26 protein-coding genes and 1 tRNA gene are annotated in these 25,617 nt (G+C 64.9%); 14 read left to right on the forward strand and 13 right to left on the reverse strand.

What is annotated here, in order from left to right; genetic code table 11:
* The first annotated feature begins 325 nt into the window (after positions 1-325).
* Entirely contained in the window at positions 326-619 is a 294-nt protein-coding gene (locus tag HZF03_RS17225) for a hypothetical protein (protein ID WP_133303249.1), read from the forward strand.
* Between the two features lie 306 nt (positions 620-925).
* Here the strand turns inward: HZF03_RS17225 and HZF03_RS17230 are convergent, their stop codons facing one another.
* Both HZF03_RS17230 and HZF03_RS17235 read right to left on the reverse strand, forming a co-directional pair.
* The gene (locus HZF03_RS17230; protein WP_119019048.1) at positions 926-1,129 is read right to left on the reverse strand and encodes a hypothetical protein; all 204 of its coding nucleotides are present in this window, start codon (positions 1,127-1,129) and stop codon (positions 926-928) included.
* Between the two features lie 489 nt (positions 1,130-1,618).
* Complete coding sequence (locus tag HZF03_RS17235) at positions 1,619-2,206, reverse strand: MarR family winged helix-turn-helix transcriptional regulator (protein ID WP_119019047.1); 588 nt, start codon at positions 2,204-2,206, stop codon at positions 1,619-1,621.
* Positions 2,207-2,729: 523 nt separating this feature from the next.
* Here HZF03_RS17235 and HZF03_RS17240 point away from each other — a divergent pair.
* The 3 genes from HZF03_RS17240 (at position 2,730) to HZF03_RS17250 (ending at position 4,823) form a co-directional block, all read left to right on the forward strand.
* Entirely contained in the window at positions 2,730-4,220 is a 1,491-nt protein-coding gene (locus HZF03_RS17240; protein WP_119019046.1) for a porin, read from the forward strand.
* 221 nt (positions 4,221-4,441) lie between these two features.
* A complete protein-coding gene (locus tag HZF03_RS17245; RefSeq protein ID WP_119019045.1) occupies positions 4,442-4,633 on the forward strand; it encodes a hypothetical protein in 192 nt (63 codons plus the stop codon).
* Between the two features lie 10 nt (positions 4,634-4,643).
* A complete protein-coding gene (locus HZF03_RS17250; RefSeq protein WP_119019044.1) occupies positions 4,644-4,823 on the forward strand; it encodes a hypothetical protein in 180 nt (59 codons plus the stop codon).
* 29 nt (positions 4,824-4,852) lie between these two features.
* Here the strand turns inward: HZF03_RS17250 and HZF03_RS17255 are convergent, their stop codons facing one another.
* Positions 4,853-5,383, reverse strand: coding sequence for a gamma carbonic anhydrase family protein (locus tag HZF03_RS17255; RefSeq protein WP_011158967.1), 531 nt, complete (start codon positions 5,381-5,383; stop codon positions 4,853-4,855).
* A 59-nt stretch (positions 5,384-5,442) separates the two neighbouring features.
* Positions 5,443-5,775: a DUF6949 family protein gene (locus tag HZF03_RS17260; RefSeq protein WP_011158968.1), complete on the reverse strand. Its 333-nt coding sequence runs from the start codon at positions 5,773-5,775 to the stop codon at positions 5,443-5,445.
* A gap of 190 nt (positions 5,776-5,965) precedes the next feature.
* On the opposite strand from HZF03_RS17260, the gene HZF03_RS17265 reads away from it, so the two are divergent.
* Entirely contained in the window at positions 5,966-6,673 is a 708-nt protein-coding gene (locus HZF03_RS17265; RefSeq protein WP_119019052.1) for a hypothetical protein, read from the forward strand.
* 16 nt (positions 6,674-6,689) lie between these two features.
* Here the strand turns inward: HZF03_RS17265 and HZF03_RS17270 are convergent, their stop codons facing one another.
* From HZF03_RS17270 to HZF03_RS17285, 4 genes are all read right to left on the reverse strand, one after another.
* Entirely contained in the window at positions 6,690-6,908 is a 219-nt protein-coding gene (locus HZF03_RS17270; protein WP_012496853.1) for a DUF3126 family protein, read from the reverse strand.
* A gap of 168 nt (positions 6,909-7,076) precedes the next feature.
* The gene (gene cysE / locus HZF03_RS17275) at positions 7,077-7,904 is read right to left on the reverse strand and encodes a serine O-acetyltransferase (RefSeq protein ID WP_011158971.1); all 828 of its coding nucleotides are present in this window, start codon (positions 7,902-7,904) and stop codon (positions 7,077-7,079) included.
* Between the two features lie 220 nt (positions 7,905-8,124).
* Positions 8,125-8,880: an alpha/beta fold hydrolase gene (locus HZF03_RS17280; protein ID WP_119019043.1), complete on the reverse strand. Its 756-nt coding sequence runs from the start codon at positions 8,878-8,880 to the stop codon at positions 8,125-8,127.
* A gap of 169 nt (positions 8,881-9,049) precedes the next feature.
* Positions 9,050-10,198 carry a hypothetical protein gene (locus HZF03_RS17285; protein ID WP_119019042.1) on the reverse strand — a complete coding sequence of 383 codons (1,149 nt, stop codon included), beginning with the start codon at positions 10,196-10,198 and terminating at the stop codon, positions 9,050-9,052.
* A 205-nt stretch (positions 10,199-10,403) separates the two neighbouring features.
* Here HZF03_RS17285 and HZF03_RS17290 point away from each other — a divergent pair, with 205 nt between their 5' ends.
* Both HZF03_RS17290 and HZF03_RS17295 read left to right on the forward strand, forming a co-directional pair.
* Positions 10,404-10,649: a zinc-finger domain-containing protein gene (locus HZF03_RS17290; protein WP_011158974.1), complete on the forward strand. Its 246-nt coding sequence runs from the start codon at positions 10,404-10,406 to the stop codon at positions 10,647-10,649.
* Between the two features lie 18 nt (positions 10,650-10,667).
* Entirely contained in the window at positions 10,668-11,861 is a 1,194-nt protein-coding gene (locus HZF03_RS17295; RefSeq protein WP_119019041.1) for an FAD-dependent monooxygenase, read from the forward strand.
* A gap of 40 nt (positions 11,862-11,901) precedes the next feature.
* On the opposite strand, the gene HZF03_RS17300 is transcribed toward HZF03_RS17295, so the two are convergent.
* A complete protein-coding gene (locus HZF03_RS17300; protein WP_012496855.1) occupies positions 11,902-12,306 on the reverse strand; it encodes a hypothetical protein in 405 nt (134 codons plus the stop codon).
* Between the two features lie 162 nt (positions 12,307-12,468).
* On the opposite strand from HZF03_RS17300, the gene HZF03_RS17305 reads away from it, so the two are divergent.
* Both HZF03_RS17305 and HZF03_RS17310 read left to right on the forward strand, forming a co-directional pair.
* Positions 12,469-12,897, forward strand: a complete 429-nt coding sequence (locus tag HZF03_RS17305; RefSeq protein ID WP_119019040.1) for a universal stress protein — start codon at positions 12,469-12,471, stop codon at positions 12,895-12,897.
* A 114-nt stretch (positions 12,898-13,011) separates the two neighbouring features.
* Positions 13,012-13,854, forward strand: a complete 843-nt coding sequence (locus HZF03_RS17310) for a glycosyltransferase family 92 protein (protein ID WP_234832278.1) — start codon at positions 13,012-13,014, stop codon at positions 13,852-13,854.
* A gap of 110 nt (positions 13,855-13,964) precedes the next feature.
* Here the strand turns inward: HZF03_RS17310 and HZF03_RS17315 are convergent, their stop codons facing one another.
* Entirely contained in the window at positions 13,965-17,342 is a 3,378-nt protein-coding gene (locus tag HZF03_RS17315; RefSeq protein WP_165858148.1) for an autotransporter domain-containing protein, read from the reverse strand.
* A 446-nt stretch (positions 17,343-17,788) separates the two neighbouring features.
* Between HZF03_RS17315 and HZF03_RS17320 the strand changes: the two genes are divergently transcribed.
* On the forward strand, positions 17,789-18,808 hold the full coding sequence (locus HZF03_RS17320) for a helix-turn-helix domain-containing protein (RefSeq protein ID WP_159059372.1): 1,020 nt from the start codon (positions 17,789-17,791) through the stop codon (positions 18,806-18,808).
* A gap of 78 nt (positions 18,809-18,886) precedes the next feature.
* Here the strand turns inward: HZF03_RS17320 and HZF03_RS17325 are convergent.
* A tRNA-Leu gene (locus HZF03_RS17325) sits at positions 18,887-18,975 on the reverse strand.
* 350 nt (positions 18,976-19,325) lie between these two features.
* Here HZF03_RS17325 and HZF03_RS17330 point away from each other — a divergent pair.
* From HZF03_RS17330 to HZF03_RS17340, 3 genes are all read left to right on the forward strand, one after another.
* A complete protein-coding gene (locus HZF03_RS17330; RefSeq protein ID WP_119019037.1) occupies positions 19,326-20,513 on the forward strand; it encodes a M20 aminoacylase family protein in 1,188 nt (395 codons plus the stop codon).
* Entirely contained in the window at positions 20,506-21,921 is a 1,416-nt protein-coding gene (locus HZF03_RS17335; RefSeq protein WP_119019036.1) for an amidase, read from the forward strand. Before HZF03_RS17330 ends, HZF03_RS17335 begins: the two co-directional genes overlap by 8 nt.
* Positions 21,922-22,053: 132 nt before the next feature.
* Complete coding sequence (locus HZF03_RS17340; RefSeq protein WP_119017214.1) at positions 22,054-22,944, forward strand: crotonase/enoyl-CoA hydratase family protein; 891 nt, start codon at positions 22,054-22,056, stop codon at positions 22,942-22,944.
* A 25-nt stretch (positions 22,945-22,969) separates the two neighbouring features.
* Here the strand turns inward: HZF03_RS17340 and HZF03_RS17345 are convergent, their stop codons facing one another.
* Positions 22,970-23,746, reverse strand: coding sequence for a cyclase family protein (locus HZF03_RS17345; protein WP_104512055.1), 777 nt, complete (start codon positions 23,744-23,746; stop codon positions 22,970-22,972).
* A gap of 25 nt (positions 23,747-23,771) precedes the next feature.
* Complete coding sequence (locus tag HZF03_RS17350) at positions 23,772-24,761, reverse strand: fumarylacetoacetate hydrolase family protein (RefSeq protein WP_119017289.1); 990 nt, start codon at positions 24,759-24,761, stop codon at positions 23,772-23,774.
* Positions 24,762-24,888: 127 nt separating this feature from the next.
* Between HZF03_RS17350 and HZF03_RS17355 the strand changes: the two genes are divergently transcribed.
* Positions 24,889-25,599, forward strand: coding sequence for a GntR family transcriptional regulator (locus HZF03_RS17355; protein ID WP_119017215.1), 711 nt, complete (start codon positions 24,889-24,891; stop codon positions 25,597-25,599).
* Positions 25,600-25,617: the final 18 nt, after the last annotated feature.

Here is a 25,617-nt window from a genome sequence, read left to right on the forward strand (position 1 = left end):
GCAAACAGCGATCGATCGCTCGATCCGGCTAGTGACGACAATGACGATGGAGCTATTCGAATCCATCCTACAGCAGGTCGCGGCATGGCCGGAAGCCGGGCGTCATCTATCTGAACATGGACGACGAATCGACGATGGGCAAGCAGCCCGCGAAGCGTCTTGCGTTGATCAAGAACTACGGATTGGCTCATCTGTTCTACATCTAGACAAATTGCGAACTGATGAACAAACACAAGACCGGCGCGATCTTTGATAACGCGATTGGAAGCATGTTCTACGCGCGCGACGGCGCGACGAAGGAAGTCTACGAAGCCAGCCGAGTCCAATGCCACTCAAGACGCTGCCCCGGCTACGCGACAAGGCAAAATCACCGAAGAAAATCGCGCGTAAATACGTTCGAAATCCCGACAATGCCCAGGAAGTCCAAACCTACTTCGGCATCGTCTCCGACGACACAGTTTCGATTGATTGGACCAACAACAGCCTAGCCAAGTCTGGATGGGTATTTACCACACAGAGCGAGGCAAATCAGTTAGCCGCAAAGTCGATGGCTGCCCGTCCTCAAGAGCATGCTGGTAGTTCATTCATAAAAGTCGGATCGCCAGCCTGTTTAGATTAAGCCTTGGCTCATGACGGACTGAACACAGACTTGATTACTGTCGCCCGACGCACATCAAATGGACGTAGCTTGGGTCGACACAGCGCCCCTAACGAAGGTGGCGGCGGCAACCTGGATGGAATCATGCCGCCATTGGTCACTTCGATAAAATTGATCTTCTCAGCTGCTCGAACCTCCTACATACTCAAGCAAGCATAGTGGGATGATGCGAAGGGCGTCGAAAACGTAATATTGTAGATGCCAGCGGAGGATCGCCCGACGCCGCTGACATTATAGGAAAGGTTCGCGCCCCCTGATCCGCTGAGCTCAACCGCGGTCACTATCATGATCGCGCTGGCTGGCAGGGCTGATTGTTTTGTTGTCGAAGATCCCGCCTGCTGGTCTGATTTGCTGCGAGGTCAGCCCGATCGTGACGGTGCCGGCCGACGTGATCGGATTGGTGCCTGAAACTGTGATGCCGGAACCGGCGTCAAACCGACGCTTGTCACCTAACACGATCGCCGCCGCCACACTCGGTCGTGCTGATCTCGCGCCAGCACGACGCAATGCCATCGTATCGATCCGGGCACCGTGAAGCTAAGCTGGATCAATGCCGGGAAGTGCACACCTTCGCAGACGGCGCGACCGCCGGCAAGGCCTTCCCTTTCGGTCGCGGCAGCGTCCTCAAAGACCGCCTAATCTCGGCCACAACGGCAGCCACGGGTCGACTTCCATACCTTCTGCCACACGTGGACAACCTGGGTACAACGCTATGGCCGCGCTGACCTGCAGGGCTTGGTTGCTACCGGGCATTGGCGTGATCCGCACTTACCCGCCCGCTACGCTTACGCGGCAGGCATGCGAGAAATGGATCCGAGTCGACGCCTGCCGAGGCCACATGGCAAGACCTTGGACAGCCGACCTGATCACCTTTCAAGCCGTTGATACTGCTTGCTGCCGTCTCGCCCCCAAGGCTGGCCGCCCCCCGTTTTGGGGCGATCCTCTTCGGGAATGGGATGATCAGGGCTCGTCGAGCACGCGTAGCATCGCCTCCTTGGTGCGATTCTTCAGCATTTCGAGCTTGGCCTTGACGTCATTAAGCGCCTCGGCGTCGAAGTCGCTGAAGATATACGCGTGCAAGGCCTCCCAGCGCGGCGACAGACGGTCGATCTTGGTGCGCGCTTCATCGGACAGCGACATCAGCACCACGCGAGCATCTTCCGTCGAAGGCACCCGATTGAGCAGCCCCATCCGCTCCAGGATCTTGGTTTGGGTTGTCACAAAGGTCGAGACGGCGTGGATCTTGTGTGACACGTCGCCTACGGAAACGCCATTTCCCTGGTCCAGATCAGCGATGGCCATCAGAATCAGCCATTGCGATCCGCTGATCCCGAATAGCTTGGCCCAGGCGCGGCGCATGTCCTCAAGATTGTTGCTGATCGAGACGAAATCCCAAATCACCTGATGCGACAGGCCGAAATCGCGATGCGCATACGCCTCTGAAACACTGGGCGGTTCCTCGGCCCGCTCCGCCTGCAGCGGCTGGCTCACCAACGACGGCCGCGTAACGGCTTCGTCGTGATGCTGCTCCCTAGTCCGATGCGGCATCCCACGCCCTCCGAATCATCCCTGAAACGTCTTTTGTTGTTTGTCGACTCGGACGAACCCGAAATCGCGGCGCAGCCGTGATTGCGGTATGTACCCAAACTTGAGCTGAGACCAAAGGCGCCAATTTCCGCCCCAGTCGTACGTTTGTTCGCCGTCCCCACCTCTAGCGGCAGCTGCGAGGGCCTGAAAACAAAGTCGTTTCAAGCCTCTCGCGACTGACGGTCGAGCACGGCGCCGGCAGCAACCAAGTCCGGAACGCGGAATTTGGACGTGACAGAATCGTGACACCCTGTTGCTTCAATACCACAGTTTTGTCCGATGACATCGCGTTCCGTTGTTCGATCCTTCCGTTAGCTATTTTTGTTATGTATCTAGTTCCCTGACGGAGGGGGGCAACCTCGAAGTCGTCCCGGCTCAAACTGCTCAAGCCCCCGGGTAACGAGCAGTCGGGTTCACGGGCGGGCCGATACCGGCGCAAAGCACCGGTCGGCATGCCCTTCGAAGGCAAACTTGGAGGTTTACGATGAATTTTGCGAAGAGCCTTATGCTCGGTGGTGCGGCGCTCCTGGTCGCCACCGCTGGTGCGCAGGCGGCCGATCTTCCGCTGAAGGCCAAGGCGGTCGAATACGTGAAGGTCTGCTCGCTGTACGGCGCCGGCTTCTACTACATCCCGGGCACCGACACCTGCATCAAGCTCGGCGGCTACATCCGCGCCGAGTACGCGTTCAACGCTGGCGGCATGACGGAAACCCCGTCGTGGAACGGCAACCCCGGTCAGGGCAACCGGCTTGCCAACAACACCATCTATCGTTCGCGCGCCGACCTGAACATCGACACCCGCACCGCGACCGAATACGGCGTGGTTCGCACCTATTTTGACTCGGTGTTCACTTGGACCACCGGCAGCGACACCGTCGCCAACGGTAGCCTCGGCGTGTACTTCGCGTTCGTGCAGTTCGCCGGCTTCACCTTCGGTAAGGCGGTCTCGCAGTTCTCGACCCCGTGGCACGGTTCGCCGGGTAACATCGGCTCGAACCTGCTCGGCGGCGACGACACCTCGACCGGCGTCAATCAGGTCAGCTACACTGCCGAATTCGGCAACGGCGTGTCGGCCTCGATCAGCCTCGAAGACCAGTCGGGCTACCGCTGGGCGCAGGGCCCGTCGAGCTCGACCATCACCGTGCTGAACGTGACCCCGGGCCTCGGCTCGGCGGCCAACTGGTTGAGCGGCTTCGCCAGCGGCGCGACCAACTACACCGCCGGCACCAGCATTCCGGACATCGTCGGCAAGGTTCGCGTCGACCAGGCTTGGGGTCTCTTCCAGGTGTCGGCGGCGGCGCATCAGATCCGCGCCAGCTACTACGATCCGACCAACGAAACCTCCGGCCATCCGAGCGACAAGTGGGGCTACGCGGTTCTCGCCGCCCTGTCGCTCAAGAACCTGCCGACCGGCCCGGGCGACTCGATCAACCTCGACGCGACCTATGCTGATGGTGCTATCCGCTACGTGATCGGCGGCACCAGCCCGAACTACTTCTCGATCTTCGGCAACAACGCCGATGGCGCTGCCTATCAGACCCTGGGCCTCGGTACGGCTGTCGACGGCGTGTTCGTCAACGGTGGCGGCATCGAGACCACCAAGGCCTGGGGTATCCGTGGTGCCTTCAACCACAACTGGAACCCGAATTGGGCGACCTCGATCTTCGGTTCGTACTCGTCGGTCGACTACGGCAGCACCGGTGGCGCTCTGTACACCGCAGCTCTGTTCAATCGCGTTGGCGGTAACTTCACCGGCACTCCGAACTTCAACATCGCTCAGATCGGTACCCGCACCTCGTGGACCCCGGTCAAGAACCTGACGTTCTCGGGCGAAGTGATGTGGACCCGTCTCGACCAGAACTACACCGGCTTCACCGGTTCGGTTTCGCCGGGCGGCACCAAGCCGACTGCGGTGTACCAGTTCAAGGATCAGGACACTGTGGTGGGCGCGGTTCGCGTCCAGCGCACCTTCTAAGCTAACACGAAAGGAACTTGTAAACCTCCAAGGAACCTCCGGCGATGCCCCGCCGGAGGTTTTCCTTTTTTGGAGGCTTCAGTTCCAGCGCGTCGAGTTAGCTCCGTGTTGGGACAGCCTCATCAAGTCATATACTTTGTCCGCGGGCGAATCCCGGACGCCGCCCCTTTGTCTTCCGGAACGTTTTCTCGCCTTGGAACTTGACGTCGCGGAGACACGCGATGCGCAAGCTGATCGGCTTTGACGACGACGCACTCGACAAGCTGACACAGCTCGGCCGCGATCGAATGGCGACGCGACAAGAGCACGCTGATGAGGCGTTCGCCGATCTGCTGAAGAAACACCGCGTGCCGACCGACTTGAGGGACGCGCTGCGCAAGAGCACAGCGCCGGCCTTGTATCGCAAACGCTGAGGAGCAGCCGATGTCAGCCGAGATGTCAGCCGACCCGGGTCCGTTTACGTTGGGGAAAGGCGCCGCACGCCAGAACCTTCCCGCGGAAGCAAATCCGTATCACGAGGGCAGTGAAGAATATGCGCTCTGGGCGGCCGGTCATGAGCGCATCGCGACCGCGATCGAAGCGAGCGAATCCGAAGGAACGTGACGAAGCCAGCGGCGACGCCGCCGCTCCGCTCACCCGATCTTTTTAAGCCCCTTGGCGTAGCGCTGGCCGTTGGCGACGTAGAAGCCGGCACCCGCCAGCATCGCCTGGACCTGTTCGGGGGTGAGCGTCCGCGCGACCTTGGCCGGCGCTCCAAGGATCAGGGAGTTCTCTGGGAAAGACTTGCCTTCGGTGACTACGGCACCTGCCCCAACCACGCAGCCACGCGCCAGCTTGGCGCCATTCATTACGATCGCACCCATCCCGATCAGGACGCTGTCGTCGATGGTGCAGCCGTGCAGGATGACGTTGTGGCCGATGGTGCAGCCCTTGCCGACCCTGAGCGGAAAGCCCGGATCGGTGTGGCAGGTAGTGCCATCCTGAATGTTGGAGCCCTCGCCGATCTCGATCCATTCGTTGTCGCCGCGCAGAACGGCACCGAACCAGACCGAGACCGAACTACCGAGGCGAACCTTGCCGACCACCGACGCGCTGTCAGCGATGAAGCAATTTCCATCTGCCGGAAGATCCGGCCGGTGGCCGTCGAGTTCGTAGATCGCCATCGCTGTCTCCTGTCACCTCCCACGTCATGACAATGCAGCAGCGGCGACGCAATGCTTTTTCAGGCAAACACACCGAGGGCCTGCAACGCCATCAGAACCACGGTTCCAGACATGAGACTCCAGAACCCCGCCAGCAGAGTTGCCAGCATCACGAATTGCGCGCGACGGAGATCAGAAGTGCGCGGCCCGGTCAACGTGTTGCGCATGATGATGAAGGGCGCTGCGAACATCAGAAATGGGAGCGCCGCAAAACTGTGCGGCGCGACGCCCTGCTGCAGCAGGCCGAAGCCGGCTGGGCGCTGCGCCATCGCCTGGTAGGCGCTGCTCAAGGCGCCAGCAACAGCAAAGCCGATCAAAAGCGAGAATAGATTGTTGAGCGCGTCGGGCGACATCGGCAGCTTCCAGCTCGATGGGTCAGGCTGAAGGTGTCGCAAAAATCGACGACGGCCGCCACGACAGCCTTAAAAAAGGGTTAACGCATCGAAGAAGAATTACTCCCGTGCGTCGCACAATCCGGTTCGGCCCCGATTCGCCACGTGCCATAGTCCGAGCTGATTCGTGGTGTCGGATATCTACGTTGTCATGACTTTGGTATCGTCGCTTCCGGGCCGTCCGCGCGTCTCACGCGCCCGGCGCAGCCATTCCCGCGTCCCGCTGATGATAGGCGGCGCGATAAGCGCGGCCTCGATTGCGGCCGTTGCCTACCTGCTGTGGCCGACTTGGCATGTGCAGACGGTGGGTGATCCGGATCGCACCCCGGTGACGATTGGCGACACCCTGTTCAATGTGCCGACCAAGGCATTTCGGGTGAAGTATCAGCGCCGTTCCGGGCCGCAGGAGCGCGTGGACCTCGCCTTCCTGTATCCGTCACTGCTGCCGCCGGAGCGCGCTACGCACAAGACGGCAGAGGAAATCGCAGAGTTTCAGCCGATTGATCGGCTCTTCGTCTCGATCGCTACACATCAAGACACTCTGGCTCCAGAGACGCGGCTGCGCACGATCTATCCGCGCTACCTGGCTCCAGTCGCCCCGCAAACGGCGGACGGGCTTACCCTCCGCCCCTTCCTCGAAGGCTCACCATACGCCAACGAGGATCTGTTCACGGCGGAGCAACCGGAGCTATCGGCGCGCTGCACGCGTGATCGGCAAACGCCGGGAATGTGCCTTAGCGAAATGCGGATCGAAGGCGCCGACCTCACCTTCAGGTTTCCGCGCCAGTGGCTGACGCAGTGGCAGAGCGTCGCGGGTGCGATTGCGCGGCTGGCCGCGCAGTTGCACGTGCGGGGCTGATGGGCCGAGAACGGCCTTACTCGACGTCGGCCAGGTCGTCTTCCAGGATCGCCATCTGGAACTGGAACGAGCGATCGTCGTCCTCGTCGTCGACGAACAGCACGCCGATGAACTCCTCGCCGATATAGACTTCGGCAGAATCTTCCTTCTTCGGCCGCGGCACCACGCGGATTTTCGGATTGCCGAACACCCGCTTGAGATAGGCATCGAGCTTTCTGACTTCCTGAACGTCCACGGTGATCTCCAATTCAAATGGGCGATGGCTGGCGCAGCGCCGATGGCATTGATGTCGTCGCGCGATCGGCCATGGCCGGGGTCGCCGTCAGTACTTTCTCACGGCCGCTGCCGCAACCCCTCGTCGCGAGTTGCGAACCGCAATCGAGGCCGACCACAATTCGGCCGATTAGAGCCCAATCGCGTTGATCATCTGATCCATGGTGCGTGACGGCTCGGCGCAGCCGGCCTCACCGACCACCTTGGCCGGCACACCGGCGACGGTCATATTGTGCGGCACCGACTTCAGCACCACCGACCCCGCAGCAATGCGCGCGCAGTGCCCGACTTCGATGTTGCCGAGAATCTTTGCGCCGGCGCCGATCATGACGCCGCGCCTGATCTTCGGATGGCGATCCTCGTGCTCCTTGCCGGTACCACCGAGCGTTACGCCGTGCAGGATCGAAACGTCGTCGTCGATCACCGCGGTCTCGCCGACCACCAGGCCGGTGGCATGATCGAGGAAGATGCCGCGTCCGATCTTTGCCGCTGGATTGATGTCGGTCTGAAACACCGCCGATGCGCGGCTCTGCAGATAGAGCGCGAAATCCTTGCGGCCCTTGCCGAACAGCCAATGCGCCAGACGATGCGTCTGAATGGCGTGGAAACCCTTGTAGTACAGCAGCGGATCGATGAAGCGCGAGGTCGCCGGATCGCGATCAAACACCGCCACCATATCGGCGCGAAACGCGTTGCCGATATCAGGTTGATCGCGCAGGGCGTCTTCGTACGTCTGGCGGATCAGATCGCCGGACAGCGCCGCATGATCGAGCCGCTCCGCCACACGATGCACCACCGCGTCTTCCAGACGATCGTGATGCAGCACGCTCGCAAAGATGAAGGATGCCAGCTCGGGCTCGCGCCGAACGATGTCTTCGGCTTCGTTCCGCACCCGCTCCCAGATCGGATCGAGCGCCGTCACGTTCGCACTCTGCGGATTGATCTGATGCATCACCATGCCGGCTCTCTCGATCGGGTCGCTCAAAACACTATACCACGTCAGCCGCGGCGCTGTCGCGGCGCCTGACGTGGGCGCCGCGGCACTTTCCAAGACTCGTTAAACCCTTGAAGCCAGCCGATATTCCGAGAGCTCGGCGCCACGGTCGCGCGCCCCTCACCTTTTCAAGGTGGGCGGCATCGGCGACGGAATCAAGGCCGGACAGAGGTGAGGCACCCGCTCACGGTCGCCGCGCCAGGAAATCTACCACCCCTTCCTTATAGACCCGGTCGCCGACGGCACGCATGTGATCGCGCCTCGGGATATCCAGCACCTGCGAGCCCGGAATGATGTCGCCGAGTTCGTGTGCCGAGCCGGCAACGTCATCGTCGGTGCCGACCGCGATCAGCACCGGGACGGCAATCTGCGCGGCATCCTCGCGGCTCATCAATCCGCGCGATCCGCGCATACAGGCGGCAAGCGCTTTGCGATCGGAGCGGGTCTGATCCGCGAAGGCGCGAAAGGTGCGACCAACCGGATCGGTGACATCGTCGAGCACGTCCGCCTCGAGCGCGCGCGCGACGTTTTCACCGGGACGTCCTTCGTTGCTGAGGAGCCCCATGCCGAGACCGCCGAGCACGACCGAGCGGACCCGCTGCTCCTGCCTCCGCGCGAGATTGGCGCCGATCCGCGCGCCCATCGAATAGCCCATGACGTCGGCGCGCGCGATGCCGAGATGATCCATCAGCGCCACCGCGTCGGAGGCCATCGCCTCGAGCGTGTAGTCGTTCGGATCGTACAGCTTGCTGGACTCGCCGTGGCCGCGATTGTCGATCGCGATGACCCTGCGTCCGGCGCGCTTCAATTCCGACAGCCAGGACGGATACACCCAGTTGACGTTCTTGTTCGAAGCGAAACCGTGAATGAGCAAAATGGGCTCGCCCTCGCCTTCGTCGAGGTAAGCGATCTTGACTCCGGCGTGATCAAAGCTCGGCATCAGGTATCCGTCGTTGATGATGGGAATGAGCGTGGAGGGTTACTTCGTCAGGCCCGGAGGGCGGGCGCAGCCGAGCCACACGATCCGTCGCGTCGGCGAACGAGCATGCCCGCGATCCGCGCAATCGTAACGAACAGGATCGAACTTTATCATTCTTGCACCGCTCGCACTATGCCTCGGCTGCGGCAGATGCCGCGCCGATGGGCGGCTGCGGCTGTTTCGTCGCGGCGAGCGCGCGTTTGGCCGCCTTGCGTTTACGGCGATCGAGCCAGCGCTGCGTCAACCGTTCGGTGCCGGACTTCAGCGAGGTGACGAAGCCGATCAACATCAGCAGCGCGCTGAAAATCCACGATGCGAAATTCCAAGCACCGGTCGTGAGCAACAGAGCTCCACGCCCCAACAACTTGATGATCGCCCGGGTCTGACCGCCCTTGGCTTCGGCGAGTTTCGCGGCACGCGCCACATCCTTCGGATTTTCGGCAACCTTGAGCGCATCGAACGCGCCGCGGGTACCCGCCTTGTCGCCGATCTTGCCGACATCCTTGGCGAACCGCATCAGACCGCCGGCTTTCTCAGTGCGGACCGCAGCCTTCACGGCATCCAGCGTTTGCGCGGGGCGAAGCAACGAAGCGTCGGCGACGGCACGTTGCAACGCCGGCGCATCGACGACCTCGCGGGCCGAACGACCCGCCCATTTCGCGAGGCCCTCGCTGATACGTCCGACCTTGCGCGCATCCTTCACCAGTGTCAGCCCGGCCCGCGCTGGCGCCGCCGCACCGACGCTGACGTAGGTCGCGGCGGTCACTGCGATGCCCGCGGCCGCGAGCCCAAGCACCAGATGATCGGCCGCCTCCCCAGTCGCCAGATGTTTGCCCTCGCGGATCACGTCGCGGATATCGCCGAACACGAACAGATCGCCCGTGATCGTGCCGGACAGACCTGCGAGATCGTCGGCCTGGCCGGTGACGAGACCGGTCGCGAACCGTGTCGCCACCTGCGCAGGGGCCCGATCCGCAGCGACCGCATCATCGACGCGCCGTGCCAGTTCGTCAGGCAACGCGACCCGATGCGCGCTGGCCAGTTCGACCAGGCTGCGCGCGAGATCAGCATCACCTGCCGCGAGTGCAGCCTCGATCTGTCGCGGGATCATGCCCTGATCTCGCCGCAAAGCCTCCGCGATCTGCAGATCCGACAAGGTCGCCGGATCATCCTGCGCAGCGATCAGTTTGGCACTGTACTGGGCGTGCGGCCATGCGGCGACCAGCGCCACAGCGCTGATTGCAAGGCAGAACTTCGCCACGCCGAGTTGTAGCCGCATCCGGTCCTCGTGTTTCTCCCTAGGAGATGGTGCGTCATCACTTCGACACAACCGATCAGACGAAAGGAGGGCTTCTCCCACACCACGGGATTGTGTCGAATTTCACCGGGCAATCTCTATCCGGCCGCTCTAGGAATCAGGCAGCGGCGCCGGTATGGTGCGCTGCACTGTTAGTTGCCCTCCGCTGTCAGCAAAGGTGAGCTGAATGTCCGACCACGTGGTTCCCCACTTCCAGAACGATGCCGGCGTTGCGACGATCGAAATCGGTTCGCGGGAATTTATGTGCGTCGGCGCCGCCCCTCCGTTCGATCATCCGCACGTGTTTCTCGACCTCGGTAACGACAACGAGATCATCTGCCCATATTGCTCGACGCTGTATCGCTACGCGGCCGATCTGAAGCCGGGCGAAGCCCGTCCGCCGGAATGCGTGCTGAAGGACAAGGTCGCCTGATCGGACGCTGACCGCAACGTGGCGGTCTCCCGAACCATTATCGTCGCGGGAGCCGGAATTGGCGGCCTGACCGCCGCATTGGCGCTGGCCGCCAAAGGGTTCCGAGTCATCGTACTGGAGCGCACCGAGCGCCTCGACGAAGTCGGCGCCGGTCTGCAGCTCTCTCCCAACGCCTCCCGAATTCTGGTCGAGCTCGGCCTGCAGCCGCGGCTGGATGCTTGCGCGGTGGTGCCCGACGCTGTCACCGCGATCAACGCCCGCTCGGGCCGGGCCATCGTCCGGATGCCGATCGGCGACGTCGCCGTCCGCAATGGCGCGCCCTACTGGGTGGTGCATCGCGCCGACCTGCAGGCCGCGCTGGCCGCCAAGGTCGCCGCCCACCCCTCGATCGACCTCCGGCTCGGCTGCGCGGTCGAAGACGTTGCCCCCCACGCCAACGGCGTCACCGTGTCGGCGGGCGGCGGGCAGGAACCGGGGCTGGCGCTGATCGGTGCCGACGGCATCTGGTCGGCCGTGCGCGGCGTCGCCTTTCCCAAGACCCAGCCGCTGTTCTCGGGCCTGATCGCCTGGCGCGGCACGATTCCGGCCGAGGCGATGCCGGATGGGGAGAGGCTGCGCGGAGTGCAGCTTTGGCTGGGGCCGGAGGCGCATCTGGTGGTGTATCCGATCTCTAGTGGGCGCCGGATCAACCTGGTGGCGGTGGTCAACGGCTCGTGGAACCAGCGCGGCTGGAGCGCGCGCGGCGAGCCGACTGAGATTGTCGCGCGTTTCGCCCATTGGGCGGGGGCAGCCCGGGCCCTGATCGGAACCGTCGAAAACTGGACGCGCTGGGCGCTGTTCGCGATGCCGGACGGCGGGGTGTGGAACCAGGGCCCGATCGCCATGCTGGGCGACGCCTCCCACGGCATGCTGCCATTCGCCGCCCAGGGCGCCGGCATGGCGATCGAGGACGCCGCCGTACTGGCCGCCGGCCTTGCCGCCAGCCATGGCGAGGGCCGCGGCGGCACCGCGGCCGAGGTCGCCGCGACGCTGCAGCGCTACGCGGCGCTGCGCCGGCCCCGGGTCAGGCGGGTGCAGCAGCTCGCCCGGCAGAACGGGGTGATCTATCACCTGCCCGGCGCTGCGGCGCTCGCCCGCGATGTCGCGATGCGGGCGCTCGGCCCGGACCGGCTGCTGGCGCGGCAGAGCTGGATCTACGACTGGCGCCCCTGAGGGCGCTCCCACGAAACGGCCAAGCCCGCCTGCGCGCCCCTCAGCGCGCGCCGCGTCCCGCCCGCTTCTGGGGAGCCGACGCAGCCGGCGGCGGCTCCGGCGTTGGGGTGCAGCGGTTCTCCCGCCAGGTCTGCTCGGCGAGCCGGGATTGCGCCTTCACGTTGATGTAGTCGTTGCGGTAGGCGATCTCGGACACCACCGGCCCGGCCACTCCGGTCTGCGCCTTGCGCATCAGGCCGTCGAGCTTGGCGAGCCGCTCATCGAGCGACTTGCGCTCCGCCTCGAGCTGCTTGCAATCGTACAGCTCGTATTTGGCCGGATCGACGAACGCCTGTGACAGCGCGCTGTCGCCCATCCCGGCGCAACCGGACAGGCCCAGGGCAGCGATCGTAATGGCGGCAGCGGCGCGGGCTGCGGTGAAGGCGGACGAGCGTTGCGATGTCATGGTGACGGGCTGTGTGAACCAGGTTGAGGTTTCGGTCAAATCAGGCTGTGATGACCGCAGTGTGGCCGGCGGTGGCGTCCCGCAACCCTCGTTTGTTTCGACGCGTTGTCTTCACGCGAACCGGTATCCCCTTCGCTCGAAACCGCCAACAGGACGCGACCGATGCAGAAGATCCTCCTCCCCTATGACGGCTCCGCCAATGCCGGCCGCGCGCTGGATTGGGTGATCGCCCTCGCCCACGACAACGTGCCGATCGAGCTGGTGCTGGTGTACGCCCATCCCGAGCCGGCGCTGTATGGCGAGATCGCAGTGTACGTCTCCAAGGAGAAGATGGATGAACTGCAGCGCGAGCACAGCGACGACATCCTGCAGCCGGCGATCGCCAAGCTGAACGCCGCCAACATCCCGTTCGCCTCCGAGGTGCTCACCGGCGACACCGCGCAGCGCATCGTCAAGCGAGCCGAAGAGCTGAACTGCAACGGCATCGTGATGGGCACCCGCGGCCGCAGCGCGATCGGCAATCTGGTGCTCGGCTCGGTGGCCAACAAGGTCGTCCACCTGACCAAACTCCCTGTGACGCTGGTGAAGTAACCGCGCGGTCCGCCGCGCCTGGCTTGCCTTGCCAAACCGGCAGGTTTGGAACAGTGTCGCGCCGCAATATCGACCGGATTTTCCAAGGAGCGAGCGGTGTCGGGATTGAAGCAAATGCTGCGTGCACCTTGGGTGTGGCGGGCGCGGGCACGCGACCGCATCGTCGCGCAGCGCGACGTGCCGACGCTGGCCGTGGTGGCGATCTTCCGCGAAGAGGCGCCGTTCCTCGACGAATGGCTGCGCTTCCATGAGGCCGTCGGCGTCGGCCATTTCTACCTCTACAACAATTTCAGCACCGACCATTTCCGCGACGTGCTGGCGCCGTGGATCGCGCGCGGCCTAGTGACGCTGACCGATTGGCCGGTCGAGGTCGGGCAGCTGCCGGCGTATCGCCACTGCATCAAGCATCACATGCTGGACGCGAAGTGGATGGCGTTCATCGACATCGACGAGTTTCTGTTCTCGCCGGTCGCGGACAAGGTCACCGATGTACTCGGCCGGTTCGACGGCGCGCCCGCGGTCGGCGTGTTCTCGCCGTATTTCGGTTCGGCCGGTCACGAGCAGCGGCCGCCGGTGCCGATCAGCCGCGCCTTCACCAAGCGCTCGCCGCTGTCGAAGATTTCGGCCAAGACCATCGCCAACCCGCGCTGGATCCGCGCCATCCGCAACGTACATCTCTACAAATACTGGCGGGGCGAAACCATCGACACCATGGGCCGGCCGTTCCAGGGCGATCGCCCGGTGCTCGACCTGCTCAGGCTCAATCACTACTGGTCACGCTCGCTGTCGGACCTGCAGACCAAAATCCAGCGCGGCGACGCCTCGACGCCGGTGCCGCGCGACAGCGACTGGCACTTCGCCGCCGAGAAAGACATGAACGCCGAAGACGACGCCTCGATCCTGCCGGTGCTGGATCGGGTGTTCGGTCAGGCGGAGGATGCGGCGAAGGCAGGCTGACGACGACACGCAACGAAGCATCGCGGTGTGTGAGGCAACTGGGCTGTCCGTAAGGCGCCTTTCGGCTGGGGAGCGTCCCACCCTCCAGCGATCGTCTCGGCCACCATCCGTCACCACAGATAGCGCAGCGTTGCCGTGCCGGCGTAGGTCTGAGCATGGGCGGCGAACTCGCCGTCGAATTTGGCACTGATCACGAGGCCTCCGGCGAAACGCAACTCGGCGCCCACCGAGGCGAGGCCGGAATCGCGCGTCGGCGCGGCGCCACTGACGATGAAGCTGGCCCCAGGCAGCACCTGGAAGGTCGCCGGCAGCGACGGATCGCTGATCCAGTCGTGCGCATAAGCGAGCTTCGCGCGCAGTATCAGCGCCGTGCCGGAATCAAGCGCAACACTACGATCGAACCGCGCACCAGTTTCGCCGCGCGTATCGGTGGCGCCGCGGCTGGCGTAGTTGAGGCCGAACAGGCCGCTGGGGCTGGTCTCGCTGTAAGCGGGCGTGTCGAACCATTGCGCGGTAACGGCCGCATAAGGCGTCACCGCGACGAGCGGCGACGCGAAGCGCCAGCCCGCCTCGAGCCGGCCGCCATAACTTTGCGCATCGAAGCTCGCGGTGCTCCGCGTCGCCGCGAACGACATGCGGTCGGTCGACATCCAGTAATTGGCGAAGGCCAGCGAGGCGGCCAAATAGGCCGGACCGGAGCTGGTGCGCGCGTTGACGCCGATCTGGAAGGCATCGCCACGGCCGCTGCCGAGCCCCTGCCCGACATTCCAACTGCTCTGCCCGCCGGCCAGCGCAAAGCCGAACCGCGTGTACGGCGAGAGCTGATAGTCGGCACCCGCCGCGACGCCGCCGCTACGCGAGGTCAGATCGTTACTCCCGATCGCCGCGTCGCCGTCGATCCGGCTGCCGCCGCCATAAGCCGCGCCCCAAAGGCTCCAGCGCGGCTCATAGAGGTGCATCGGCCGCGGCGGCGCCTTGGTGATCGCCGCATAGGCCGAGGCGATGCCGGCCGGCAGCGCCCCTCGCTCGGGCGCATAGCCGAGCGCGCCGGCGTCCTCAGCTTCGGCGCGGCCCTCGACGAACGGATCGGTCATCAGGCCGAGGAACGCCGTGCCCATCTGGAACGCGCTCTGCTGGGCGCCGGTCGCCGCCTCGCCGGAGAGCTGGCTGAGCGCGGTGCCGAGTTGGCTGCCGGTCAGTCCGAACAGGCCGACGAAGGCCGGCGGCAGCGAGCCGCCCGCGTTGAAGTAATTGTTGAGCGAATTGGCGACGCGGCGCTGATTGAGATTGAGCCCGTCGGTGCCGCCGAGTCCGGCCTGCAGGTCGAGCATCACGCTGTTCGGCACCGAGTAGTCGAGCCGCGCCTGGAATCCGGCCGGCAGGCCGCTGGTGGTCAACCCGTCGAACGTGCCGGAGCGGCTCGCCGCCGTCAGGATCGTGTAGGTCTTGGTGAGGTAGCTGCCGGGCGACAGCACCGCCTGCACGGTGCCGGCCAGCGTCGCGGCGCCGCTGACATTGGCCAGGGATGCGGCCGATGGGCTCACCTGGATCTGGTACAGCGCGCCCGACTGGAATGCGAGACTGCCGGCGATACTGAGCGAGGTGCCGGCGACACCGGAGCCCGGCGCCAGCGTGCCGCCGCTCGCAACTGTGACGTTGCCGGCTGTTCCTGTGCCGGCCAATGTTCCACCGCTGCCAACCGACGTCGCCGAATGGACGATCGAGCCATTAACGATGAGCATGCCGGCATTGACCGTCGTGGGACCGCTATAGCTGTTGGTGCCGGTCAGCGTCTGGCGGCCCGTGGCGAGCGTCAGGCCGCCGATGCCGGTCATCACGCCATCGAACGCCGTCGATGCGCTCGACAGCGTCAGCGTCCGATTGCCGAGCGCGACCGTGCCGGCACCGGCCAGCGTCGCGATGGTCGCGCCGGCCGTGATGCCGGAGATGTCGAAGCTAGCCCCTGCACCGACGGTGACGCCGCTCGAAGACGCGATGCTGCCGGCGCCGCTCAGTGCCAGTGTGCCGGCGTTGATCAGCGTAGCGCCCGTGTAGGTGTTGGCGGTGCTCAGGACCAAAGAACCGGCGCCGGCTTTGGTGATGCCGCCGACGCCCGAGAGCCCGCTGGTGAATGTCACGTTGCTGCCGTTGGTGTCGAAGGTGGCGCCGCCGCTGCCGATCGCGGCCAGCCGCGACGAGACGTCGGTCGAGGTACCGGTCGCCCATTGCAGACCGCCGCCGTCGAGCGTGATCCTGCCGGAGCCGAAATTGTTCAAGGCATTGAAGTTGATCAGGCCCCCCGTCACCAGTGTGCCGCCCGCATAGGTGTTGGCGCCGGTCAACGTGAGGATGCCGAGACCGGCCTTGGTCAACTGGCCGTCGTTGATGATGGTGCCGTTCAGCGTCAGGTTGAAGCCGCTAGTGTCGATGACGCCGCCGAGCGCCAGCAGCGAAATCGTCCGCGCCGTGCTGAAAGACCCATCGAGCTTCACCGTGCCGCCGTTGAAGTTGACGTATTGGCCGAAGCCAAGCGCCGTCAGCGCCGCATCGCTGCTGGCCGACACCGCGCCGCCGGCCGCGACGATGACGTTGGGGCCGATCCAGCCGGTGCCGAAGCTCAAATTGCCGGAGATCGGGGTGCTCACAGTGGCGATGACGTTGTTCGTCGCCGCGTCGAGCACCGTTGCACCGGTGCCGCTCGAGACATAGACCCGCGATCCGTCGGCACTCACGGTAATGCCGACCGTGCCATCGGGAAGTGTTACGGTGGTGAGGACCCTGTTGGCGGCCGTGTCGATAACATAAAGCGTGCTCCCTTGGTCCGTCACATAAAGGCGACTGCCGTCGGGAGACAGGGCGGCATTTCCGGCCGGCCCATTGATGGTGGCCACCACGGTCCGGCTCGCTGTGTCGACGACCGAGAGCGAACCGCCATTGCCTTCATTCGAGACATAGATCCGGCTGCCGTCGCGCGACACGACGACTGCTACCGGAGAGATACCCACGGAGACCGATGTGAGCGCCGTTCCGCTCGCCGCGTCAATGACCGTCACCGAGGCGCCTTGGAGGTTCGTCACATAGAGTGTGCCGCCGTCCGCCGATACGGCTATGCCATAGGGCCTCGACGCGGAAATCGAGGAGACGACCTGATTGGTGGCGCTCGAGATCACCGAGACCGAGTTGCTGGAATAGTTCGTCACATAGACGAATTTCCCGTCCGGGCTGATCGCGATCCCGGAGGAGTCGGTGCCGACTCCGATCGTGCCGACGACGGTGTGCGCCGCGACGTCCAGGACCGAGACGCTGCCGCCGTTGTTAACCACATAGGCGTAGCGACCGTCCGGCGAGAACACGGCATTGCGCGGCAGGCTTCCGACCGTGATGACCGAGCCGATGGTGGTGTTGGTCAAGGTCGAGAACTCGACCGCTTGGCCGGGGTTCGAGTTGATGCCGGTGAGCAGACCGTAATTATCGATGTCAGCGTGCACAGGTGTCGCGAGGAGGGCCGACAGCGGCAGTATCGCAACCAACAGAGCCGATTTCGATACGGCTCTGTCGCGGAACTGCCCGCGCAAAAAAAGAGCTGATCGCCTCGGTGCTACAGGCAAACGTCGGATAGGCGCAATTTTCATGGTGTTCATTTCACTCGTGGGCAACAACGCGCGCGGCCCTTCAGCAGACGCTAGCAGCGCGTCAGTAGGCCCGATGTACCCAGCGTCTCAGGCGCCGAATTAGAGCGCGGTGATGCACCGGCGGCACAGATGCTCGCGCAGCGCGAGAACACCCCTCACATTCCCGTCGAACTGAACCTTGGCACGCGGCCGCTTGCGGAGCGATCTGGCGGTGACTACAAACCGCTATCGTGTTGCCGCGAGACGCAGACCCGAGCATGTCCAGCCGCGGGCGACGCCTGCCGAACGCGGACCAAACGTGCATGAGTGAGACTGCTGCCGATCACAGAGTGATCAGACAAACGCTGGCGGACTTGCGTGCCGCCACAACCGCGGTCTGCGACGTCACTCCAATGGGCCCGCCAGAGGATTTTCTGGTCGTTTCGAAGGCCAAGCTGGCCGGCGGCTGGCTGCTGCTCGAATCCGTCGGCCCACCGGTCCGCTACGACCGGACGCCGGCGCATGTCGCGCGCGGCGGGCTCGATCACTATCAGATCACGCTGTGCCTCGATGGGTGGATGCGCTTCGTGGTCGGGCGCCGCGACATTACAATGCACCCGGGCGATATCTGCCTCAACGATATGGCGCAGCCGAACTTTGCCGAACTCGGCGGCAGCGACGACAAGCCGTCGCGGGTGATGACTTTGGTGGTGCCGCGCCGGCTGCTGGCGCCGCGGCTGGCGCATCCGGATTCAGTGAGCGGCATCATGCTGGCTGCCGACGACCGACGAGCCCGCCTGCTCGCCGATCAGTTCGCGGAGTTGTGGCAGCAGCCCGACAGCGACGGCAGCGCCACCGACACCAAGACGGTCGTCGACGTGATGTGCGACGTCATGGCGGAAGCCGTCGGACGCTCCGCCGACGCGCACGGCGCGAACGGACGCGCCGAACGGCGATTGCTGCTGGCGGCCATCAAGCAGCATATCGGCGCACGTCTCGAAAGCGACCGGGTCAGCACGGAGGATATCATCCGCCGTTTCGGCGTTTCGCGCGCCAGCCTGTATCGACTGTTCGGGCCCGATGGCGGTCTGGCGCATTACATCCAGGATCAGCGTCTCAATCGTGCTCTTCGCCTGCTGATCGCGCCGCAAGCCCGCGGCACGCGCCTGATCAATCTCGCCCTGGATCTGCAATTCAGCGGAGATTCGAGCTTTGTGCGCGCCTTCCGCCGCCAGTTCGGCATGACGCCGGGCGAATTCAGACAGCTGTCGGAAGCCTGGCGGCGCGGGCCTGTCAGCGACATCGGACCGGGCGAACTCCTTAATCAACTGGGAGAGCGCTGAACTATCAACTTTGCCACGTCCGAGGCGGCTTCTGCGGCAGCGATGATCGTCGCCAGACCATTGATCGGGCAGAGGGTGTGGTGCGGGCGGCCGGGGTCGAACCGGCACAGCTCTTTCGAGCCGAGGGATTTTAAGTCCCTTGCGTCTACCAATTTCGCCACGCCCGCATCCCGGACCGCGAGGCCGCCGAAAACTGGCGGCTGCGGCGGTGGCTGTCCGGCTCGGCGGCCGTGACATTGCCAAGTTCCGCGCCAGTGCGCCGCATTCATAATCGACCCGGCGGCGCAACGCAAAGCGGGGTTGCAGCGGTGCGGCGGCTTCGCCGTCCGCGCGCTTTGACATCGCCCCGCATTGTCGGCTGGAATACGCACGGCGCCTGCGGCGTCGGGCGCGGCGGTCTCTCTCAAGCCGATGCCGATTCCGCTCTCCCTCTGCCCTGCCCCGCTGTTGCCCGTTCCTTGCATGCAGGCCGCCCGAGACGTCCCATAGAGCCCGCCACAGCCGAGGTGACCCGCGCATGCCGACCATCGACCGTATCGACGCCTTCGCCGACGAAATGACCGCGATCCGCCGCGACCTTCACGCCCATCCCGAGATCGGCTTCGAAGAGGTGCGGACCTCGAGCATCGTCGCCGAGAAGCTCGGCCAATGGGGCATCGAGGTGCATCGCGGCATCGGCGGCACCGGCGTCGTCGGCGTGCTGAAGGGCAAAGGCGAAGGCAGCCGCCGCATCGGCCTGCGCGCCGACATGGACGCACTGCCGATGGACGAAGCCACCAACCTGCCGTGGCGCTCGACCATCCCGGGCCGCTTCCACGGCTGCGGCCACGATGCGCACACCACCATGCTGCTCGGCACCGCGCGCTATCTGGCCGAGACTCGCAATTTCGACGGCACCGTGCACTTCATTTTCCAGCCCGCCGAGGAAGGGCTCGGCGGCGCGCGCGCGATGCTGAAGGACGGCCTGTTCGAGAAATTTCCGTGCGACGAAGTGTACGGCCTGCACAACGCGCCGGACCTCGGCCATGGCGAGATCGCGATCCGGCCCGGCCCGGCGATGGCCGGCGCCGATTTCTTCGACATCACCATCTCGGGCTACGGCGCCCACGGCGCGATGCCGGAGCGCTCCAAGGACCCGGTGGTGATCGCGATGACGCTCGGCCAGGCGCTGCAGACCATCGTCAGCCGCAACGTCGATCCGCTGCAGTCGGCGGTGCTGTCGATCACCCAGATCCATTCCGGCTCGGCCTATAACGTGATCCCCGGCGAAGCCCGGCTCGCGGGCACGGTGCGCGCGTTCTCCGACGAGATCCGCAACCTGATCCGGACCCGGATGCGCGCGGTCGCGGCCGGCATTGCGGCGGCGTTCGAGGTCGACATCAAGGTCGACATCCGCGACATCTTCAGCGTGCTGGTGAACGCGCCCGAGCACAGCGAGCGCGTCGCCGAGGTGGCGCGCAGCATCGTCGGCGACGCCAATGTGAAGACGCGCGAAACGCCGAAGATGGGCAGCGAGGATTTCGCCGATATGCTGCAGGCGGTGCCCGGCGCCTATTTCTGGATCGGCCACGACGGCAACGTGCCGCTGCATAACCCGGGCTTCTTGCTCGACGACAAGATCCTGCCGGTCGGCGCCAGCATGTTCGCCCGGCTGATCGAAACCCGGCTGCCGGTCGGCGGCCACGACGGAGCTACGCATGTCTGACGGCCTCGCCACCACCGCCACCGCGCTGCATGACCTCTCGGCCACCGAACTGCTCGCCGGCTATTACGGCAAGCAGTTCTCGCCGAGCGAGGTGATGGAAGCGGTGATCGCCCAGGCGACGCGCTGGGAGCCGCATATCAATGCGCTGTACGGATTCGATCCCGACACCGCGCGCAAGGCGGCGCAGGCTTCGACCGCGCGCTGGGCCAAGGGCGAGCCGCTCGGCCTGCTCGACGGCGTGCCGGTGACGATCAAGGAGAACGTCGCCACCGAAGGCGTGCCGGTGCCGCTCGGCGTGCCGATCACGCCGCTGACGCCGGCCGCGGCCGATGCGCCGCCGGCCGCGCGGCTGCGCGAAGCCGGTGGCATTCTGTGGAGCAAAACGACGATGCCGGATTTCGGCATGCTGTCGTCGGGACTGTCGAGCTTCCACGGCGTCACCCGCAATCCGTGGGACGTGACGCAGAACACCGGCGGCTCCTCCGCCGGCGCCGGCGCCGCGGGCGCGGCCGGCTACGGGCCGCTGCATCTCGGCACCGATATCGGCGGCTCGGTGCGGCTGCCGGCCGCGTGGTGCGGCATCTTCGCGTTGAAGCCCTCACTCGGCCGCGTGCCGATCGATCCGCCTTATGTCGGCCGCTGCGCCGGGCCGATGACCCGCACCGTCGACGACGCCGCGCTGATGATGAGCGTGCTGTCGCAGCCCGACGGCCGCGACGGCATGAGCCTGCCGCCGCACGATTTCGACTGGAGTGATCTCGACACCACGCTACGCGGCAAGAGGATCGGCCTGCTCACCGATCTCGGCTTCGGCATGGCGCTGGAGGACGAGGTACGCGACGTCGTCACGCGGGCGGCGCGCACCTTCGAGGCGCAGGGCGCGATCGTCGAGCCGGTCGAACTCGGCTTCACCCGCGAGATGATGGACGGGCTCGACAATTTCTGGCGGGCGCGGATGTGGAGCGATCTGGCGCTATTCTCCGACGAGCAGCGCGCCAAGGTGCTGCCCTACATCGTGCGCTGGGCCGAGCCCGGCGCGCGGCTGACCGGCGTCGAGGTGATACGCGGATTCAACCAGACTATGGCGGTGCGCGCGCTCGGCGCCAAGCTGTTTGCCGGCATCGACTATCTGATCTCGCCGGTGGCGCCGGTGGTGAGCTTCGCCGCCGACGTTGCTTCGCCTTGGAATGATCCGGACAAGCCGTTCGATCACATCCTCTATACCGTGCCCTGGAATATGGCGGAGAATCCCGCCGCGTCGATCAACGCCGGCTACAGCACGAAGGGCTTCCCGATCGGCGTTCAGATCGTCGGCAAGCGCTTCGACGATCTCGGCGTGCTGCGCATGGCGAAGGCCTTCGAAGGCTTGCGCGGTGAGCAGAAGCCGTGGCCGGTGGCGCCGCGCTAAAGCGCCTGTCGTCCCAAGCACAATGTCATTGCGCGGGCTCGACCCGCGCATCCATCTCCTTCATAAAGATGGATGCGCGGGTCGAGCCCGCGCATGACGTCGTACAAACAAAAACACGCTGGAGGAAACCAGATGCCGTTCGAGACCATCAGATACGAGGTCGCCGATCAAATCCTCACCATCACGCTAAACCGGCCGGACAAGCTCAACGCCTTCAATCCGACGATGCAGCACGAACTGATCGAGGCGTTCGACAAGGCCGACGCCGACGACAACGTGCGTGCCATCATCGTCACCGGCGAAGGCCGCGCGTTCTGCGCCGGCGCGGATCTCTCGTCCGGCGCCGACACCTTCGATCGCGACGCCCGCCGCGGCCCGGTGCGCCGCAATGCCGACGGCTCGGCGGACTACTCCGACCCGCAGGTGCGCGACGGCGGCGGCCAGGTGACGCTGCGGATCTTCAAGTGCCTGAAGCCGGTGATCGCGGCGGTGAACGGCCCCGCCGTCGGCATCGGCGTCACCATGCAGCTGGCGATGGACATTCGCATCGCGTCGGAAGCGGCGCGGTTCGGTTTCGTGTTCTCGCAGCGGGGCATCGTGCCCGAAGCAGCGTCGAGCTGGTTCCTGCCGCGGATCGTCGGCATCGCCCAGGCGCTGGAGTGGTGCTACACCGGCCGCGTGTTCCCGGCGCAGGAAGCACTCGAAGGTAAGCTCGTCAGCCGCGTGGTGCCGGCCGATCAATTACTCGACACCGCGCGCGCGCTGGCCAAGGAAATCGCCGCCAAGACCGCGCCGGTGTCGGTGGCGCTGATCCGGCAGATGATGTGGCGGATGATGGGCGCGGATGATCCGATGGAAGCCCACAAGATCGACAGCCGCGGCATCTACGAGCGCGGTCGCTCCGACGACGTCAAGGAAGGCGTCTCCTCGTTCCTGGAAAAGCGCCCGGCGCAGTTCAAGAACAAGGTGTCGGCCGACATGCCGCCCTACTTCCCGTGGTGGGACGAGCGCGAGTACAAGTAAGCGCGGGCGCCGAACCGGCGCCCTCCTAATCGTTCAGGATTGCGACGGCGCGCGTCCAGCCTGCGGACGCGCGCTCGATCTTGACCGGGAAGCACGACACCATGAAGCCGGTCGCGGGCAGCAGCTCGAGATTATGCAGCTTCTCGAGGTGGCAATAGCCGATGTGGCGGCCCGCCTTGTGGCCTTCCCAGATCAGGCTGGCGTCCTTGGTCTCCGCGTAGCGCTGCGCCGTGAACACGAACGGCGCATCCCAGCTCCACGCATCGGTGCCGGTCAGGCGGACGCCGCGTTCGAGCAGATACATCGTCGCCTCGTAGCCGACGCCGCAGCCGGAATTGACGTAGTCGGGCCGCCCGAACTTGGCGCCGGCGCTGGTGTTCACCACCACGATCTCGAGCGGCGCCAGCGTGTGCCCGATCCGCTCGAGTTCGTTCTCGACGTCCTTGGCGGTGACGACGTAACCGTCCGGCAGATGCCGGAAGTCGAGCTTGACGCCCGGCTGCAGGCACCAGTCGAGCGGCACTTCGTCGATCGTCAGCGCGCGTTCGCCGCGATTCATCGTCGGATGAAAATGCCAGGGCGCATCGAGATGCGTGCCGTTGTGCGTCGACAGCGACACCTGCTCGACCGCCCAGCCCTGCCCGTCCGGCAAATCCTCCGCCTTCAGGCCCGGGAAGAACTGCAGCATGCGCGGCAGTCCCTGCTGATGATCGATATACTGGATCGTCGGATGATTGCCGGGAGGATCGGCCGGCACGTCGTTCTGCAGCGGCACCGAAATGTCGATCAGCTTTCTCGCCATCGCGTTTCCTCCGGCTTGTTGATGGTCAGGCTTGCTGCCGCTCGACCTTGTTTTTCAGGATACCGATTTTCTCGACTTCGAGTTCGATGACGTCGCCGTGCTCCAGGAACCAGCCGAGCTCCAGACCGCAACCGTTGCCGACGGTGCCCGAGCCGATGAACTCGCCCGGCATCAGCGTTTCGTCGCGGCTGACATGCGCGATGATCTCTTCGAACGAGAACAGCATGCCCTCGGTCACGCCGCGCGAGCGCACCTCGCCGTTGACGCGGGCCTCCATCTTCAGCCGATAGGGATCGCCGATCTCGTCCGGCGTCACGATCCAAGGGCCGATGACATTGCCGCCGTCGAAGCTCTTGCCCTTGGCCGGCCCGAGCCGCCCCTCCATCTCGACCCGTTGCGCATCCCGCGCCGAGAAATCGTTGAAGATCGTGTAGCCGAAGATGTGGTCCTTGGCCTGCGCGGCCGAAATGTTCGCGCCCTTGCGCTTGGTGATGATGCCGAATTCGAGTTCGTAGTCCATCACCGCCGAATAGCGCGGCCATTTCACCACGGTATTGGTGCCGCGCACCGAGAAGCGGTTGGTGATGTAGAAGATCGGCTGCTTGCGATAGACCTCCGGCAATTCGCCGAGCGGCTCGGCATCGATCCGGGCAAGCTCGTCCATGTCGCCCTTGGCGCGCGCTGCGAGTTTTCGCTGGCCGCGCGGCGCCTGCAGGATGTGCAGCGGAAACGACATGCCGTCGCGCATCTGGCGCGGCTCCGGGACCGGCGCGAGAATCTCGGCCGAGGCGACGTCGCGCGACAGGCTGTCGTCCTTGCCGTGCTTGTCGAACAACGACCGCGCCGCATCGAGCGCCGCGTCGCCGGCATCGATCAGACCGAGCATGGATGCGAAAGCGGGATTGCTGGCGCCTACGCGATCGGCGGCCGCGGCGAGATCGAACAAGCGCCGATCGCCGTCATGAACGATGCCGATCCGTTCGCTTCCATCGACCCGAAAGGTTGCAAGCTTCACCAAAGTCACCCTTGTTCTTGTTGTGGTAAAATATACAATCATGAAAAATATCGATAAACAAGCCGACCCGGCTGCCGCGTGCGAAAACGTGATGACGCGGCTTGCCGGCCGGTGCAGAGCTTGACGGATGACCAAACTCGCCGCTGCCCCAGACCCGGAGATCGCCACCAGCGACACGCTCAGCGAGCGCGCGGCCAACCTGCTCGAGCGCGATATCGTCTCGGGCGAGCTGCCGCCGGGATCGAAGCTCGGCATCGTCGAGCTGGCGCGCCGTTACGAGATCGGCGCCACGCCGCTGCGCGAAGGGTTGTCGCGGCTGACGTCGCGCGGGCTGATCGTCGCGATCGGGCAGCGCGGCTTCCGCGTCGCCGAAGTCAGCCGCGACGATCTGCTCGACATCACGCGGATGCGGACGGTGATCGAACGCGAGGCGCTACGGCTCGCGATCGACAACGGCGGCGACGCCTGGGAGGCCGGGATCGTCGCGGCGTTGCACCAGATGCAGCGCTACGTGGAGCGCAACGCCAACGATTTCCGCGAAGGCACGCCGGAGTTCGATCGGCTGCACAAGGCGTTTCACACCAGCCTGCTCGCAGCCTGCGGCTCTCCTCGCCTGCTGGCCGCGCATTCGGACCTGTACGATCAGGCCTATCGCTATCGGCGGGTGATGATGCGCAGCATCGAAAGCGGCCGGTACTTCATCGCCGCGCATCGCGAATTGGCCGACCTCGTGCTCGCACGCGACGCCGAGGCCGCAGAGACCAAGCTCGACCAGCATCTGCGCGCGACGCTGACTACCGTCTATCCGCCGGGCAAGAGCCAGCCGCCATCCCGCTGAGACACAGCGCGACGGCGA

The organism is Rhodopseudomonas palustris, from assembly GCF_013415845.1.
GTDB classification, from domain to species: domain Bacteria; phylum Pseudomonadota; class Alphaproteobacteria; order Rhizobiales; family Xanthobacteraceae; genus Rhodopseudomonas; species Rhodopseudomonas palustris_F.